This is a genomic window from Variovorax paradoxus, assembly GCA_016806145.1.
Classification (GTDB): domain Bacteria; phylum Pseudomonadota; class Gammaproteobacteria; order Burkholderiales; family Burkholderiaceae_C; genus Variovorax.
Genome location: CP063166.1, coordinates 4273709 through 4291760 on the forward strand (window position 1 = coordinate 4273709; position 18052 = coordinate 4291760).

Below are 18052 nucleotides of genomic sequence, written 5' to 3' on the forward strand. Positions count from 1 at the left end.
CGCTCACGGCTCGATGCGCGCGTCGGCCTGGAAGCTGTAGCCCTCGCCGCGCACCGCGACGATCGGCAGCTTCTCGCCGCAGGCCTGCTCGGCCTTGCGGCGCAGTCGCGAGACGGTGACATCGAGGTTGCGCTCGTAGGCTTCGAGCCCGGGGCGGCCCATCGCCGCGAGCAGCGCGGCGCGGCCCACCACTTCGCGCGGCAGTTCGAGCAGGCACAGCAGCAGCCGCGCTTCCGCGCTCGACAACTGCACGCGGGCGCCGGCCGGCGACAGCAGCAGCCAGGTGGTGGCGTGATAGCGCCAGGGCGCGAGTACGGCGCTTTCAGGCACTGCATCGGGACCGGGTTCGCGCGTGTCCTGCCCCTGTGCTTCCTGGCTGCGCTGCAGCAGGTTGTTGAGCACCATCTCGAGCTCGCGCAGGTTCACCGGCTTGACCAGGTAGTAGTCGGCGCCAAGCCCGAGTCCATGCAGGCGATCGTCGAGCATGCCGCGCGCGGTCAGCATCACGATGCGCATGGCGCTGCGCGAGCGCAGGCGCGCCAGCACGCTGAAGCCATCCTCGCCCGGCAGGTTGACGTCGCACACCACGGCATCGAAGTCCTGCCGCTCGAGTTCCGCATCGAGCATCTCGGCGCTCTCGAGTCCGCGCGCGAGCATGCCGACGCCGCGCAGGTAGCGCAGCACCGTGTCACGCAGGTCGTCGTCGTCCTCGATCACCAGCACCCGCGTTGCGACGCTCATCCACAGCCCTCCGGGGCTGGCGTTGCCACGCGCCTTCCGCCTCGGCCCTCCGCCGGCTCGGCGCTGCCGAGCAGCGGCAGGGTGAGGGTCAGCACCGCGCCCTCGCGGGCGCCGTTCGAGGCGACCACGCTGCCGCCATGGACCGTGGCGATGCGGTGCACCATGTGCAGGCCCAGCCCGATGCCCGGGATGCGCCGCACGCCGGCCGCGCGGTAGAAGCGCTCGAACACATGCGTGAGGTCCTGCGGCATGAAGCCCGGGCCCTCGTCGCACACCTGGATGCAGACGCCCGGTATCGCGTCGCCTTCCGGAAAGTCGTCGGAACGGCAGCGCCGGATGCCGGCGCGCACGCGCACCGGCGAATGGGCCGGCGCGTACTTGATGGCGTTGGTCAACAGGTTGTCCATCGCGATGTGCATCAGCGTCTCGTCCGCGAGCACCGGCAGCGCGTGCGCGTCGAGCTGCAGCGAGATGCGGCCGCCCGCCGCGCCTTCGTTGTGCTCCGCGATCTTCTCGCGCAGGAAGACGGCGAGCTCGAGCGGCGCCAGGTGCAGGTTGTTGCTCGAGGCATCGAGCCATTCGTCGGCCAGCAGGGTGTCGACCAGATCGCGCATGCGATAGACCGTGCGGCTGATCTTCTCGGCCTCCTTCCTGACCTCCTCGCGCGCCAGGCCGAGCCGGTCGTCCGAGAGGATCTGCGCGGCGCCGCCGATCGTTCCCAGCGGGGTGCGGAACTCGTGCGACACCATGGCCAGCAGGCCGCGCTGCTCGCGCAGCGCCAGCGCCAGCTGGTCGTGCGTGCGATGGTGCTCCGTGATCTCCTGGCGCAGGTCGCGCGTGCGCTCGTTCACGCGCTGCGCGAGGCGTGCGCGATGCCGCAGCGACAGCGTGAGCGCGCGCCGCTCGCGCTGCCGCACGCGCCAGCCCAGCGCGAAGAAGAAGGCCATGATGTGCAGGATGCTGGCGATCGCGTAGCTGTACTGGGTGGCGCGGTTGTAGGGCAGCCATTGCAGGTTCTTCGCGAAGTGCACCGCGCCCATCATGAAATAGATCGCATAGCCGACCATCCCGGGCCAGGCCTGGACGTTCCGGCGCAGCACGAGGGCGCACATCGGCACGATGCAGGCCGCGAAGACCACCCACAGCATGTTCAGTGGCCGCGCGATGAACCCGTACCCACCGGCGATGGCGATCCCGCAACCCGCGAGGCACAGAAAAGCCATCAGCTGGAACACGCGGCTCATGCGCGGGAACTGCCGGTCCATGTCGAGCAGCACCCGCGCGAACGCGAAGGCGGCCGCCGTGTGCAGGCAGACCGAGAAGTTGTGCAGGCGGACGGCGGCCAATGGATGGTCGTGCAGCCACAGGGTCGCGGGCATGCCCTCCGAACTCGCGAACAGCAATCCGAGCGTGACGAGGTAGCCCGCGTAGGCAACGAAGCGGCGATCGGGCAGCGCGATGCCCATCATCAGGCTCACCACCGCGATCAGCAGGGCCATGCCGACGATGGCCGCGTCCGCGAAGTTGAACTCCTGTTGCACCCCGGCCAACTCGCGCAGTGGCGACACGCCACCCGCGAGGCTCAGCGAACGGTCACCCGCGAGCCGTACCCAGACCCAGCGCGGCTCGGTGTCGTGCAGCTCGGGCAGCCGCGTCGCCGGGATCGACCAGGGCATCTCGCGCCTGGAACCCGCGCGCATGCCCCCGAGCTCCCGGTGGGTGAAGCCACCTTCGGCATCGGGCCACCACACGTCGAGGTAGTCGACATAGGGCGCATTGAGCCGCAGCCACCAGCCGCTCTCGACCGGTCGTTCGACCTGCTCGGGCGAGGCCTCGATCCGGAAGCGCACCCACCACGCGCCCCGCGCATAGCCGCCATTGAAGGCGCCCGGCAGCGTCTCGAATCGCGACTGGTAGTCGGGCGATGCCACCTGCGCGTGCGTCAGCAGGCCGGCCTTGTCGTGATAGGCCTGCAGGCGTCCGACGAAGTTTCGCTCGAGGATGCCCAACGAGGCATCGAGCTTCAGCGGCTCCACTTGCGCGTGGCTCGGAAACGCCAGGCACGCCAGCAGCAACGCTGCGAGCCCGATGAGCCCACGGATTTCCGTGACACGCATGGCGAGCCACGACCCGAGGCGCGTCACGCATGACGCGATGAAGATAGTGGCCGTCCGAGTCCTCGAATTCATGCGGGGCTTCACGCGAGTGGGTCAACGGCTCCTTCGCCGTTGCGCATCGGATTCTGGGGCGCGGCCGCGGAGATTGCATCTTGCTTTTTCTTTCATCCGCGAGCTTGCGCGGATGCGAGCGGCCGGCCCTTTGCATCGTCACCACTTCACGCGCACACCCACCCCTGCATTGACCGAGCTGCCCACGCGAGCGACGCCGCCCGAGGCCCACTGCTTGCCGAGCTCGCCATACAGGCTCGTGCGCTGGCTCAGCGCCAGCGTGAAGCCTGCTGCCAGCTCGGTGCTCGTGCCACCGATCGGCGCGCCCACCGGCGTGATCGCCGCCGGGTTGACGAAGCGCGCGATGTCGTTGCCCTTCGAGCTGCGATAGACGTTCAGGCGCGCATACGGCTGCAGCGTGCCCGCGCTTGTCGCGAAGCTGCCCTTGATGCGAACGCCCGCGCGTGCGGTCCAGCTGCTGTCGGCGTCCTGCTGCACCAGCGCACCCGGGATCGCCACGTCGTCCAGGCGCAGGCGCTGGTGGATCAGCTGCAGCTGCGGCTCCACCGACCAGCCGCCCGTGCCCAGCGCGAAGGCCTTGCCGACCTCGATCGAGGCCAGGAAGCTGTTGCCCTTGCCCGTGACGCCGGCGCTCAGTTGCGGCTGCACCGTGTAGCGATGGCGGCCGGCCTGCAGCACCGTGTCGGCATAGAAGCCGTCGTCGCTCGTGAAGGTGCCGTACAGGCCCAGGTACTGGCTGCGCAGGTCGTTGCGGCCTGCAGCGCCGTTCAGGAGGCCGCTGCTGAAGCCACTGACACGCGTATCGCCTTCGAGCTGGCCGACATAGATGCCCGCGCGCCAGTTCGCATTGGCCCACAGGTCGGTACCTGCCTGCAGCCCGCTCACGCGGCCCTCGGCATGCGGCGAGACGGTGCCTCCCTGGCGGATGTCCATGTCGGTGGAGATCAGACGGCCCCAGGCGCGGCGGTTGCCGCCGTCGATGCTCGAGCTCGCACCGCCGCTGCCGCGTACGTCGTCGTCGCCGATGCGCTGGCTCAGGCTTGCGAGCATGCCGAGGTTGCTTTGGCGCAGTTGGTTCGGCAGAGCTGCGAAGAGCGAGGCTTCGGCGCGGTAGGTCGGCAGCGAGGCACCGGGTTCTGCTTCGGTGCGCAGGTACCAGTTCTCGCCCTCGCCGCCCGCATCGCCCGCGTACAGGCGGTACTCGTAGGCACCGGCGTCGACGCGGCCGCCCGAGAGCACGAAGGCGTCCTTGCTGGTTTGCGCGGTGGTGGTGGCGCCGTTCTTCGCGCTGATCAGTTCGATGCCCGCGCCGCTGGTGCGGGCGCCCAGGCCGCCTAGGTTGGTGACCTGCACTGTCGTCTTGCCGCTGGCGGATGCGGTGGCGCCGTCGAGCACCAGGCGGTCTGCGATGCCGGGGTTGTCGAGCTTCGCACCGAGGCGCAGCACGCCGTTGTTGCCGACGTAGGGGCCGGTCAAGGTAAGCGTGGTGCCTGGGACCGTGCCGAGCAGGGCGACCGTGCCGGCGTTGGTCAGGCCGGCCATCTTCTGGCTGAAGCCGCCGAGGTCGAGCGTGGCGCCGCTGGCGACCACAGCGCTCGATGCGGCGCTGAAGGCGTTGGTCGCGCCAGCCTTCAAGGTGCCTGCGGTCACGCGGGTCTCGCCTGCGTAGTTCGCCGTACCTGAGAGCGTGAGCGTGCCTGCGCCAACCTTGACGAGCGAGCCCGTCGTGCCGGTGATGGCGCCGGAGATCGTGTTGTCAGTGCCGAGCGCACCGGTGGTCAGCGCCTTGGTGCCAAGCACCACGTCGCCCGCTCCGCTCAGGGCACCGATGCTCGTGCCCGTGGTCGTCAGATCGATGCGCACCTGGCCACCCGCTGCATTGGTCACCGTGGCGCCTGCAGCGCTCGCGGTGTCTTGCAGACGCAAGGTGCCTGCATTGGCGATCGCGAGCTTGCCCGCATCGGCCTTGCCGCCGAACTGCAGTGCTGCCCCCGAAGCAATGCTGACCGCGCCTGTTCCCAGTGCGCCCGTGGTGTCGGTCGTCAACGTGCCTGCATCCACCAACGTGCCGCCGCTGTAGCTGTTGGCGCTGCTCAAGGTCAAGGTGCCCGTGCCGATCTTGCGCAGCTTGCCCGTGCCGCTCATCACGCCTGCATAGGTACCGGCCGTCTTGCCTTGGTCGAAGGCCACCTCCGCGTTGTTGACGATATTGCCCTGCAGACTCGTCGCGCTGCCCTGCAGCACACCGCCCTTGACGGTGGTACCCCCGGTGTAGGTATTGGCACCGCCCAGGATCAGTCGGCCGGCATCCTCCTTCGAGATACCGCCCGTGCCGCTGAGCGCAACATTGAGCGTGGCCGTCATGGTCGCACCGGCAGCCGTGCCGTCGCCCACGCGGATCACCGAGTTGGCGCTATCCACCACGATGCCGTCACCCTGCACCACATAGCCATCGGTGGCGAACTGCGCACCCGCGATGCGCACCGCACCACCAGCCGCATCCACCGTCACGGTGCCAGCCTTGCCGCCGAACACCGCGAACTGGTTCTGCGCCCAGTTGCCGTTGAGCTTGCCGTCCATGTCGGCCCAGGCATCCATCGAGGGCTGCGGATTGCCCACGCGCCAGGTACCCGAGCCGCCGGCGATCTGGCCGTCGTTGTACTTCGTGCTGTCGCCACCGTCCCAGAAGTTCAGCGACAGGCCCGCGCGGTTCACCAGATTGACCTGGTTCGCCACCGAGGTCTGCACCTGCAGGTCGGCCACCTTCGCAGAGCCGGGCACCGTGCCGATGTCCAGGCCGTTGTCGGTGAAGCTGCCGCCGTAGCTCATGAGCCTGTAGAGGCCAGGGCCGAAGCTGCCGCCCGCCGACTGCGCGACGTTCAAGGTGCCATCGAGTTGCAGGTTGCCGGTGACGTTGATCAGGTCGTTGAGCGCGCCGCCTGGAACACCGGCCTGGCCGAGTTCGTAGTTCAGCGTGGAGCCGCCGGCCAGGGTCAGTGCGCCCAGGGTCAGCGTGCCAGGGCTGTTACCCGCAGCGAGGATGCCGCCCTTGTCGATGGTCACCGCGCCCGCGATGCTGCCGCTGCCCGCAAGGGTCGCGCCGCTCTGGACCAGCACCGCGCCCGTACCTGTCGCGCTGCCGCTCTTGTTGTTCACGCTCAGCGTGCCCGCGCCCACGGTGGTGCCGCCGGTGTAGGTGTTGGCGCCCGTGAGCGTCAGCGTGCCAGCGCCCACCTTGACGACCGATCCGCCATTGCCGCTGATCGTGCCCGACAGCGTGGTGCTGTCGCCGCTCGCGCCCAGCGTGAGCGCCTTGGCGCCGAGCACGAACTCGCCCGCGCCGCTCAGCGAGCCGAAGCTCACGCCCGTGGTCGACTGGTCGATGCGCACCTGCGCGCCGGCCTGGTTGAGCACCGTGGCCTTGTCGGCCGTCGCGTCGTCCGCGAAGGCCAGCACGCCGCCCGCGACGTTGGTGATCGTCGACGTGCCCGCGCTCGCCTTGTCCTGGAAGCGCACCGTGCCCTGGTTGCCGATGGCCGTGGTGCCGGCATCGAAGCCGCCACCCAGTTGCAGCGTGCCGCCCGAAGCCACGCTCGCCGCGCCGCTGCCGAGGGCGCCGGTCACGTCGGTGGCCAGTGTGCCGGCATCGACGAAGGTTCCGCCTGCGTAGCTGTTCGCGCTGGTCAGTGTCAGCGTGCCCGCACCGATCTTGCGCAGCTTGCCGCTGCCGCTCATGGTGCCCGCGTAGCTGCCGGTCTTGGCCTGGTCGAACACGACTTCCGCATCGTTGACGATGCCGCCTTGCAGGCTCGCGGTGTTGCCTTGCAGCACGCCGGCCTTCACGGTCGTGCCGCCCGTGTAGGTGTTGGTGCCGCCGAGGACCAGGCGACCCACATCGTCCTTCACCAGGCCGCCGGCGCCGGTCAGCGCGACGTTCACCGTGGCCGTGCGATCGACGTCCGTACCCGATCCATCGCCCACACGCACCACCGTGCCCGAAGCGCCGAGCTCGATCGCATCGCCCTGCAGCACATACCCGTCGGCCGCGAACTGCGCGCCGTTGATGCGCACCGTGCCGCCCGCGTTGCTGACCGTGACCGTGCCGCCCGTGCCGCCGAACACCGCGAACTGGTTCTGCGCCCAGGCCGCATTGATCTTGCCGTCCGCACCGGTCCAGCCGTCACCCGGCACGCCCACACGCCAGATGCCCGTGCCGCCCGCGATCTTGCCGTCGTTGTATTTGGTGTTGTCGCCACCATCCCAGAAGTTCAGCGACAGGCCCGTGCGGTTCACCAGATTGACCTGCTTGGCCACCGAGGTCTGCACCTGAAGGTCCTTGGCCGCGATCGGCGCGCTGCCGATGTCCAGACCGTTGTCGGTCAGGCTGCCGGTGTAGTCGATCAGGCGATAGATGCCCGCGCCGAATACGCCGCCCTTCGATTGCGCCACGTTGAGCGTGCCGTCGAGCTGCAGGTTGCCGTTGACCTGCACGCGGTCGTTGAGCACGCCACCGACGGTGTTGGCCTGGCCCAGGTCGTAGTTGAGCACCGCGCCTTCGGCGAGATTCAGGCCGCCCAGCGTCAGCGTGCCGACGCCACCGTTGCCCGCCGACAAGATGCCGCCCTTGGCGATGCTGACCGCACCCGCCACGCTGCCATTGCCCGCGAGCGTCGCGCCGCCCTGCACCTGCACCGCGCCTGTACCCGTCGCGCTACCGCTCGCGTTGTTCACGGCGAGCGTGCCGGCGGCGATGGTGGTGCCGCCGGTATAGGTGTTCGCTCCGCTTAATTCGAGCGTGCCGCTGCCCACCTTGACGAGCGAACCACCGCTGCCACTGATCGTGCCCGACACCGTCGTGCTGGTGTTCAACCCACCCGTGGTCAGCGCCTTCGCGCCCAGCAGCACGTTGCCCGCGCCTTCGAGCGAGCCGATGCCCACGCCCGCCGTGGCGAGCTTGCTGATGCGCAGCAGCGCGCCCGCGTTGTTCACCACCGTCGCCTGGTCCGCGCTCACGCGGTCGTACATGTCGATCAGGCCACCGCTCTCGTTGACGAAGCGCGCCTGTCCGGCGCTCGCATCGTCGAGCAGGTTGATCTGGCCGCCATCGAAGTTGGTGATCTGCGCCTTGCCTGCGTTCGCGTTGAACCACAGGGTGGTGATGCCGCCACGGTTCTCGATCACCGCATTGCCCGCGCTCGAGCTGTCGCGGAACTCGACCGTGGCGTCCTTGTTCGCCGTGATGGTCGCGTTGCCGGCCGAGCTGCTGTCGCTGAAGGCCAGGAAGCCGCCGTTGTCGGTCGGCGCACTGCCGCGCTGTGCCAAGGTGATCGCGAGCTTGCCCGCGTCGGCCTTGTTGGTGAACGCCAGCGAGGCATTGCCCGCGACCGACACCGGCCCCGTGCCCAGCGCGCCCGTGACCAGTGCCTGCAGCGAACCCGCCGCGACTTCGGTGCCGCCCGCGTAGCCGTTGGCCGCACCGAGCTGCAGGGTGCCCGCGCCGGTCTTGCGCAGGCTGCCCGCGCCGCTGACCGTGCCATTGAGCGCGACGGTGCGGCTCAGGTCGATGTCGAAGGTGTTGGCACCCGCGCCCAGGCTCACGGCGCGTGTGCTCGCGGTGTCGCCGGTCACGTGCAGCGTAGTGCCTTCGAGCGCGAGGCCACCGGTGGCCGCGCCGAGGTTGGCGTCCGACGCGATCTGCAGGATGCCGCCCTTGACCGTGGTGCCGCCGCTGTAGCTGTTGCTGCCCTCGAGCACCAGCGTGCCCAGGTCTTCCTTGACCAGGCCGCCGGTGCCGGTGAGCGAGGACGCGATGGTCGCCGTCATGCCCGCGCTGGCCGCGGTGCCGTCGCCCACGCGCACGGTGGTGGCCGCGTTGCCGAGTTGGAGCGCGTCGCCCTGCACGCGGTAGCCGTCGGTGGCGAACTGCGCGCCGGCGATGCGCACGGAGCCATTGCCGCCGTCCACGCTGACGATGCTCGCGTTGCCGCTGAAGACGGCGAACTGGTCCTGCACCCAGGCGGCGTTGATCTTGCCGTCGGCGCCAGTCCAGCCGTCGCCCGGCACGCCCACGCGCCAGGTGCCGCTGCCGCCGGCGATCTGGCCGTCGTTGTACTTGCTAGGGTCGCCGCCATCCCAGAAGTTCAGCGACAGGCCCGCGCGGTTGACCAGGTTCACCTGCTTGGCCACCGAGGTCTGCACCTGCAGGTCGGTCGTGGCGCCCGGCGCGGTGCCGATGTCCAGGCCGGCGTCGATCAGGCCGCCGGTGTAGCTGATGAGCCGGTACAGGCCCGCGCCGAAGCTGCCGCCCGCGGACTGCGCCACGTTGAGCGTGCCGTCCAGGCGCAGGTCGCCGTTGACGTTGACGAGGTCGTTGAGCGGACCGCCCACGGTGTTGGCCTGGCCGAGCTGGTAGTTCAGCACCGCGCCATCGGCGAGGCTCAGGCCGCCCACCGTCAGCGTGCCGGGACCGCCGTTGCCGGCAGACAGCACGCCACCCTTGGCGATGCTCACCGCGCCCGCGATGCTGCCGCTGCCCGCGAGCGTCGCGCCGCCTTGCACCAGCACAGCGCCCGTGCCGGTCGCACTGCCGCTGGCGTTGTTCACGGCGAGCGTGCCCGCCGCGACAGTGGTGCCGCCGGTGTAGGTGTTCGCGCCGCTCAGCGTGAGCGTGCCCGCGCCCACCTTGACGATGGAGCCGCCTACGCCCGGGCCGGGTACCCCGAAGGCACCACCCTTGTCGCTGACCGTGCCGGAGATGGCATCGCTGGTGCCGAGGCCGCCGAGCGTGAGCCGCGTGGCGCCGAGCACCACGCCACCGGCGCCCGAGAGCGAGCCCAGTTCGACACCGGTCTTGGCGATCGAGCCCGACACGTCGACCACGCCGCCCGCGGCGTTGGAGATCGACCCACCCGCGCCCGAAGCACTCTCGGCGAAGTAGACGAGGCCGCCCTTCGCGTTGCTGATCTTCGCGCTGCCGACGCTGGACGTGCCCAGGAAGCTCAGGGCGCTGTTGGCGCCATTGGCGATGGTTGCGCTGGCCGCGGTCGAGGCCTGCTGGAAGTAGACCGAGCCGCCCTGGTTGAAGATGGTGGCCGTGCCGGCGCTCGTGTTCTCGCCGAACAGCAGGTAGTTCGCCACTGGCGACTTCCAGTCCGTGCCATTGACCGTGATGGTCGCGTTGCCAGCGGTCGAGTTCGCGCTGAAGCTCAGGCGGTTGTTGCTGTCGGCCGTGCCGGCGCGCGCGATGGTGTAGCTGTTGCCGCCGGCGCTGGCGCTGGCCGAGTTGTAGAAGTACACCCACGTGTCGCTGCCCTGCTGCTGCACCGCGCCGCTGCCGAAGGCCCCGCTCGCGCCGACCCCGATGCTCGCGCCGCCCTGCACCACGGTGCCGCCGCTGTAGCTGTTGGCCGCCACCAGGCCGAGGTTGCCACCCTTGCCCGTGACGGTGAGCAGGCCGTTGCCGCTGATAGGACCGCCGAGGCCGAAGAGGCTGTTGCCCAGATCGATGGTGCCGCCGCCCGCGCCCAGAACGAGCGCGCGCGAAGCGAAAGACGGCGCGGAGCCGGCCGCGATGCGCAAGGTGCCGCCGTCGATCGCGAGCCCCGTGCCGAAGGCGCCGAGGTTGTTGTCGGCCGAGATCTGCAGGATGCCGCCCTTGATGGTGGTGCCGCCCGTGTAGCTGTTGCTGCCGGTGAGCACCAGCGTGCCGCCGTCGTCCTTGACCAGCCCGCCCGCGCCGCCGATGGCCGCGTTGATGGTCGCGGTCATGCCCGCGCTGGCGGCCGTGCCGTCACCCACGCGCACCACCGTCTGGGGTGCGCTGATGGTGAGCGGGTCGCCGTTGATCGTGTAGCCGTCGACCGCGAACTGCGCGCCGCCCAGGCGCACCGGCCCGAACCCGCCCTTGCTGTCGACCGTGACGGTGCCGGCCTGGCCGCTGAAGATCGCGAAGCCGTCCTGCACCCAGGTGCCGTTGGCCAGGCCGTTGGCGTCGGTCCAGTTGTCGCCGGGCACGCCCGCGCGCCAGGTGCCCGAGCCGCCGGCGATCTTGCCGTCGTTGAAGTTCGCGCTGTTGCCGCCGTCCCAGAGATTCAGCACCAGGCCGTCGCTGTTGAGCAGGTTGACCTGGTTCGCGACCGAGGTCTGCACGGCGAGCTTGCCCGTGGGCGCGGTACCGATGTCCAGGCCGTTGTCGGTCAGTGTCCCCGTGTAGTTGATGAGGCGGTACAGGCCCGCGCCGAACTTGCCGCCGGCGGTCTCGCTCACGTTGAGCGTGCCGTCGAGCTGCAGGTTGCCGTTGACGTTGATCAGGTCGTTGAGCGCACCGCCGGCCACGCCGGCCTGGCCCAGGTCGTAGTTGAGCGTGGAGCCGGCCGCGAGGCTCAGGCCACCGAGCGTGAGCGTGCCCACGCTGCCGACGCCGGCGCTGCCCGCCGACAAGGTGCCGCCCTTGGCCACCGCGACCGTGCCCGCGACCTTGCCGCTGCCCACCAGCGTCGCGCCCGCCTGCACCTGCACGGCGCCCGTGCCGGTCGCGCTGCCGCTCGCGTTGTTCGCGGCGAGCGTGCCCGCCGCGACAGTGGTACCGCCGGTGAAGGTGTTCGCGCCGCTCAGCGTGAGCGTGCCGCTGCCGACTTTGACGATGGAGCCGCCCGTGCCCGAGCCCGGTTGCACGAACACGCTGCCCTTGTCGCTGACGGTGCCCGAGATGGCATCGCTGGTGTTCAGCCCGCCCACGGTGAGCCGCGTGGCGCCGAGAACGACACCGCCCGCGCCCGAGAGCGAACCGAGTTCGACACCGGTCTTGGCCGTCGAGCCCGACACGTCGACCACGCCGCCCGCGGCGTTGCCGACCGTGGCACCCGCGCCCGAACTGCTTTCGGCGAAGCGCACAAGGCCGCCGAAGGCATTGCTGATCTGCGCGCTGCCCGCCGTGGCGGTGCCGCCGAAGCCCAGCAGGCTCTTAGCGCCGTTGGCGATCGTCGCCGACCCGGCACTGGCGTTCTCGAAGAAGCTGATCGCACCGCCGGCATTCGTGATGTTCGATGTGCCCGCGCTGGTGTTGCCGCTGAACTGCACCGAGTTCGCGCCGAGCATCTGCCAGGTCGCGCCATTGAGCGTGATCTTCGAGCTGGCGGCGGTGGCGTTCTGCGAGAACAGCAGCATGTTGCCGGCGTCCGCGCTCGCGGCGCGTCCGACGGTGTAGTCGTTGCCGCCGGCGCTCGCCTTGTCGGTGTACAGCAGCAGCGTGCCGTTGCCCTGCTGGCGCACCGCGCCGCTGCCGAGCACGCCGCTCACGGTGGTGGTGATGCTCGCGCCGTCCTGCAGCAGCGTGCCGCCGCTGTAGCTGTTGGCCGTCACCAGGCCCAGGGTGCCGCCCTTGCCCGTGACGGTGAGCAGGCCGTTGCCACTGATGAGGCCACCCACGCCGAAGAGGCCGTTGCCCAGGTCGATGGTGCCGCCGCCCGCGCCGAGCGCGAGCGCACGCATGCTGAAGAACGGCGCGGAACCGGCCGCGATGCGCAAGGTGCCGCCGTCGATCGCGAGCCCCGTGCCGAAGGCACCGAGGTTGTTGTCGGCGGCGATCTGCAGGATGCCGCCCTTGATGGTTGTGCCGCCGGTGTAGCCGTTGTTGCCGGTCAGGACCAGCGTGCCGCCGTCGTCCTTGACCAGCCCGCCGCTGCCGCTGATGGCCGCGTTGATGGTCGCGGTCATGCCCGCGCTCGCGCCGGTGCCGTCGCCCACGCGCACCGCCGTCTGGGGCGCGCTGATCGTGAGAGCGTCGCCGTTGATCGTGTAGCCGTCGACCGCGAACTGCGCGCCGCCGATGCGCACCGGGCTCGTGCCGCCCTTGGTGTCGACCGTGACGGTGCCGGCCTGCCCGCTGAAGATGGCGACGCCGTCCTGCTGCCAGCCGCCGTTGAGCTTGCCGTCGATGCCGGTCCAGCTCGCGGTCGAGCCGCCCGCGCGCCAGGTGCCGCTGCCGCCCGCGACCTTGCCGTCGTTGAAGTTCGCCGGGTCGCTGCCGTCCCACAAGGTGAGCGTCACGCCTTCGCTGTTGACCAGGTTGACCTGCTTCGCGATCGCGGTCTGCACCTGCAGGTTCTTCGCGGCGGTCGGCGCGGTGCCGATGTCCAGGCCGTTGTCGGTCAGCGTGCCGGTGTAGTCGATGAGGCGATAGAGGCCGACGCCGAACTTGCCGCCCGCGGATTGCGCGATGTTGAGCGTGCCGTCGAGCTGCAGGTTGCCGTTGACGCTGATCAGGTCGTTGAGCGGGCCACCGGCCACGCCGGCCTGGCCGAGCTCGTAGTTCAGCACCGAGCCTGCCGCGAGGCTCAGGCCGCCCAGCGTGAGCGTGCCGACGCCGCCGTTGCCCGCGGACAGCACGCCGCCCTTGGCGACCGTGACCGTGCCCGCGATGCTGCCGGTGCCCGCGAGCGTGGCGCCCGACTGCACCTGCACGCTGCCCGTGCCGGTCGCGCTGCCACTCGTGTTGTTCGCGGCGAGCGTGCCGCCCGCCACCGTGGTGCCGCCGGTGTAGGTGTTGGCACCGCTGAGTTCGAGCGTGCCGCTGCCCACCTTCACGACCGAGCCACCGTTGCCGCTGATCGTGCCCGACACCGTCGTGCTCGTGTTCAAGCCGCCCGTGGTCAGCGCCTTCGCGCCGAGGAACACGTCACCCGCGCCTTCGAGCGAACCGATGCCCACGCCCGCATTCGTGAGGCTGATGATGCGCAGTTTCCCGCCCGCGCCGTTCACCACCGTCGCCTGGTCCGCGCTCACGCGGTCCGCCAGGTTGATCACACCGCCGCTCTCGTTGACCAGGCGTGCCTGGCCCGCGCTCGCGTCGTCGAGCAGGTCGACGCGGCCACCCGCGAAGTTCGTGATCCGAGCCTTGCCGCCCTCCGCGTTGAACCACAGCGTGGTCGAGCCGCCGCGGTTCTCGATCACCGAACTGCCCGCGCTCGAGGTGTCGCGGAACTCGACCGAGGCCCCCTGGTTCGCCGTGATGCTCGCGTTGCCGGCCGAGCTGCTGTCGCGGAACGCGAGGAAGCCGCCGTTGTCGGTCGGCGCGCCACCGCGCGCGGCCACGGTGATCGCGAGCTTGCCCGCGTCGGCCGTGTTGGCGAAGGCCAGCGAAGCATTGTTCGCCACCGACACTGCTCCCGTGCCCAGCGCATCCGTGACCAGGGCCTCGACCGAGCCCGCGGCGATGTCGGTGCCGCCCACGTAGGCGTTGGCCGCGCCGAGCTGCAGGGTGCCGGCGCCGGTCTTGCGCAGGCTGCCCGCGCCACTGACCGTACCGTCCAGCGCAAGGGAGCTGTCGATGTCGAAAGTGTTGACGCCCGCGCCCAGGCTCACGGCGCGCTTGCTCGCGGTGTCGCCCGTCACATGCAGCGTGGTGCCTTCGAGCGCGAGGGCGCCCCCGACCGTGCCGAGGTTGGCATCCGACGCGATCTGCAGGATGCCGCCCTTGATGGTGGTGCCGCCGCTGTAGCTGTTGCTGCCGTCGAGCACCAGCGTGCCGAAGTCGTCCTTGACCAGGCCACCGGTGCCGGCGATTTCGGAAGCGATGGTCGCGGTCATGCCCGCGCTCGCGGCGGTGCCGTCGCCCACGCGCACCACGGTGGCCGGCGCGCCGATGGTGAGCGCATCGCCGTTGACCGTGTAGCCGTCGACCGCGAACTGCGCGCCGCCGATGCGCAGCGGGTTCGCGCCGCCCTGGGTGTCGACCGAGACGATGCCGGCCTGGCCGCTGAAGATGGCGACGCCGTCCTGCTGCCAGCCTGCGTTGAGCTTGCCGTCGACGCCGGTCCAGCTCGCGGTCGAGCCGCCCGCGCGCCAGGTGCCGCCGCCGCCCGCGATCTTGCCGTCGTTGAAGTTCGCGGGGTCGCTGCCGTCCCACAAGCTGAGCGTCGCGCCGTCGAGGTTCACGAGGTTGACCTGGTTCGCGATCGCGGTCTGCACCTGCAGGTTCTTCGCGTCCGTCGGCGCGCTGCCGATCTCCAGGCCGTTGTCGATCAGCGAGCCGGTGTAGTCGATGAGGCGATAGAGGCCGGCGCCGAACTTGCCGCCCTGCGACTGCGTCACGTTGAGCGTGCCGTCGAGCTGCAGGTTGCCGTTGACGCTGATCAGGTCGTTGAGCGCGCCGCCCGCCGTGCCGGCCTGGCCGAGCTCGAAGTTCAGCACCGAGCCGGCCGCGAGGTTCAGGCCGCCGACGGTCAGCGTGCCCGCGCCGCCGGCGCCCGGCGAAAGAATGCCCTCGCCCACGCTCACCGTGCCCGCGATGCTGCCGCTGCCGCCGAGCGTTGCGCCGCCCTGCACCTGCACCGCGCCGCTGCCGGTGGCGCTGCCGCTGGTGTTGGCGACGATCAGCGTGGTGCCGGTGACGGTCGTGCCGCCGCCGTAGGTGTTGGCACCGGTCAGCCCCACCGCGCCCGTGCCGGACAGCGCGAGCGCGCCGTCGCCGTCGATCGTGCCGGCCAGCGTCAGCGGGTTGCTGCCGTCGACGCCGAGCGTCGTGCCGGCGCCCAGGCTCAGCTTGTTGTTCACCCCGATGTTCGCCACGCCGCTGCGCAGGATCGCATCGCCGGTCACCGAGAGCTTGCCGCCCCCCAGCGCGAGGCCGTCGCCGAGGCTCAGCGTGCCGCTGTTGAGCGTGGTGCCGCCGGTGAAGCCGTTGTTCCTGCCGAGCGTCAGGGTGCCGGTGCCGCTGTACGAGAGGCCGCCGGCGCCCGTGATCTGGCCGCCGAGCGCGATGTCGTTCGCGCCGTTGATCTCCAGGTTGGCGTTGAGCAGCACCGCGTTGCCGAGATTCACGGCCGCGCTCGCGTCGAGCGCGGCCATGCCGCTCACCGTCAGGTCGCCGCCGCCGAGCGCGGTGTCGGTGCCCACGCGCAGCGCGCCGGATTCCAGGTTCACGCCGCCCGAGAAGCTGTTGGCGCCGCCGAGCGTGAGCAGGCCGGTGCCGTTCTTCGTCAAGGCGCGCAGGCCGCTGATGGTGCCGTTGAGCGCGAGGTCGCTGGCGCCGCCGACGGTGAGCGCCGCATTGAGGCGGAAGTCGTTGGCGAGGCTCACCGCCTGGTTCGACGCGAGCGAGCTCGGGCCGCTGACCGTGACGCCGGCCTGGCCCAGCGCCTGGTCGTTGCCCACGGTGAGCGTGCCGGCGCCGAGGTTGAAGCCACCGGTGAAGGTGTTGGCGCCGTTGAGCCTGACGCCCGGCGCGCCGGCCAGGCTGATGCCGCCGGCGCCGCTGATCGTGCCGTTGAGCGTGAGCACGCCGCCGCTGCCGCCCGCGCCGAAGTTCAGCGTGTTGTTGAGCACCACGTTGTTGGCGAGTGCCACGCCATTCACGCCGGTCAGCACGGAGGCGCCGTTGATGGTGAGGTCGCCGGTGCCGAGCGCCGTGTTGCTGCCCACGTCCAGCCGGCCGCCGCCCATCGTCGTGCCGCCGCCATAGGTATTGCTGGCGGCCAGTGCAAGGTTGCCGTTCGACGTCAGGCTGCCGCCCCCCGAGATGGGTGCGCCGAAGGTCAGCGTGCCGGTCCCGTCGAGCGTCAGCGCGCCGTTGAGTTGCACCTGGTTGATGAGCGTGCCGGTGAAGAAGGTATTGAGAGCGACGTTGCCGCCCACCAGGAACAGGCCGGAGCCGAGCGCACTCGCGTTGCCCAGCGTCACGCCGCCGCCGTTGAGCGCGAAACCGCCGCTGAAGTTGTTGAAGCCGTTCAGCGTGAGCGTGCCGGTGCCGTACTTGACGAGGCCGGCGCCGCCGCTGACGGTGCCGTTCAGCGTGAGGCTGTTGGCGCCCTGCACGATCAGGCCGCTGTTGAGGTTCACGTTCTGCGCCAACGCGAGGCCATCCACCGAGGCCTGCATCGCGCCGCCGCTGCCGGTCAGCGTGCCGGTACCGAAGGACAGCGCGTTGTCGAAGATCGCGGTACCGCCGTTGAGCACGGCGCTGCCGCTGACGACCGGGCCCTGCAGGGTCCAGGTCCCGCTGTTGACCAGCAGGTTCTCGAAGTTGAGGTACTGGGTCGAAGAGATCGTGCCGATGCCGCCGTTGCCCGAGCCCGGGCTGTTGACGGTGTTCTGCAGCACCAGCGTGTCGGTGCCGCCCAGGCCCGCGTCGACCGTGCCGCTGGCGGCGTAGCTCAGCGAGTTCTTCGCATCGGTCGGAATCGTGATGCCGGGCAGCGCCACCGCGCCAGGGTTGACGCTCGAACCGGTGACCGCGATGAAGGTGTCGTCGCGTTCGCCGCTGCCGAGCGCGACGCTGCCGTTGATGGTGCCCGCATTGACGAAGCGGTGGCCGCCGATGGTCGGGCTCTGGAACGCGACCCGGCCCGTGATGGTGCCGGTGTTCGTGAAGTTGACATTGCCGCCGCCGTAGATGCCGACCGCAATGCCCTGGATCGCATCGAAGGACCCGAGCGAGGCCAGCCCGATCGCGCCCGCGTTGGTGATGGTGCTCGTGCCCGCATTGCCGATCAGCATGGCGGCGCCGCCCAGGCTGAAGGTCCCGTCGAAGGTGCCCTCGATGCTGCCCTGGTTGTTGACCGCCAGCGCGCCACTGCCGGGCGCGAAGAGGTTGCCGATGCTCAGCGCGCGCGCCAGCACCAGCGAGCCCGCGGCATTGGCGTCGATCGCCCCGAGGTTGGTGAGCGTGACGCCGGTGCCGCCCAGGTTCATGGCCGTGCCGCCGGGCAGCGTGCTCATGACCGCGCCCGCCTGCACCGTGAGGTTCAGGTTGTTCGCGTTGCTCAGGAAGCTGTTGGGATTCGGCGGCAGCAGGATCGGCGCGCCCGTGCAACTGACGGTGGCGCCGTCGACCGGAGCGCCCGGCGCGCAGGCAGCCCAGGCCGCCCCACCACCGAACTGCAGCGCCGCGAACAGCGCGAGTACCGGCAGCGCCCCGACCTTCGTCGCCGTGCCGCTGCCCTTCCCGCAGCTCTTCGCCAGTTCAGATGCGACGCGGAAGCGGCCAAGCCGACGGTCGAAGATCACGCGGTAGATGTGGTTCACAGGTCTCGCCTCCGTTGTTTGTTAACTATTGTTAACCCTGCGGTGAATTTGTCACCCTGCAGTTCGAAGGATTTCCAGAACGCGGGGAAGGAAGTGTTTGG

At 70.3% G+C, this 18052-nt stretch carries 3 protein-coding genes; all 3 read right to left on the bottom strand.

What is annotated here, in order from left to right; translation table 11 throughout:
• Positions 1-3: 3 nt before the first annotated feature.
• A complete protein-coding gene (locus INQ48_19900; protein ID QRF55641.1) occupies positions 4-741 on the bottom strand; it encodes a response regulator transcription factor in 738 nt (245 codons plus the stop codon).
• Entirely contained in the window at positions 738-2858 is a 2121-nt protein-coding gene (locus INQ48_19905; protein ID QRF55642.1) for a sensor histidine kinase, read from the bottom strand. Before INQ48_19905 ends, INQ48_19900 begins: the two co-directional genes overlap by 4 nt.
• 210 nt (positions 2859-3068) lie before the next feature.
• Complete coding sequence (locus INQ48_19910) at positions 3069-17951, bottom strand: autotransporter-associated beta strand repeat-containing protein (GenBank protein QRF55643.1); 14883 nt, start codon at positions 17949-17951, stop codon at positions 3069-3071.
• Positions 17952-18052: the final 101 nt, after the last annotated feature.

What these genes read in the sequence shown, in the direction of transcription:
- INQ48_19900 (QRF55641.1), bottom strand. Translation starts at nt 741, where the DNA reads ATGAGCGTCGCAACGCGGGTGCTGGTGATCGAGGACGACGACGACCTG.
- INQ48_19905 (QRF55642.1), bottom strand. Translation starts at nt 2,858, where the DNA reads ATGCGTGTCACGGAAATCCGTGGGCTCATCGGGCTCGCAGCGTTGCTG.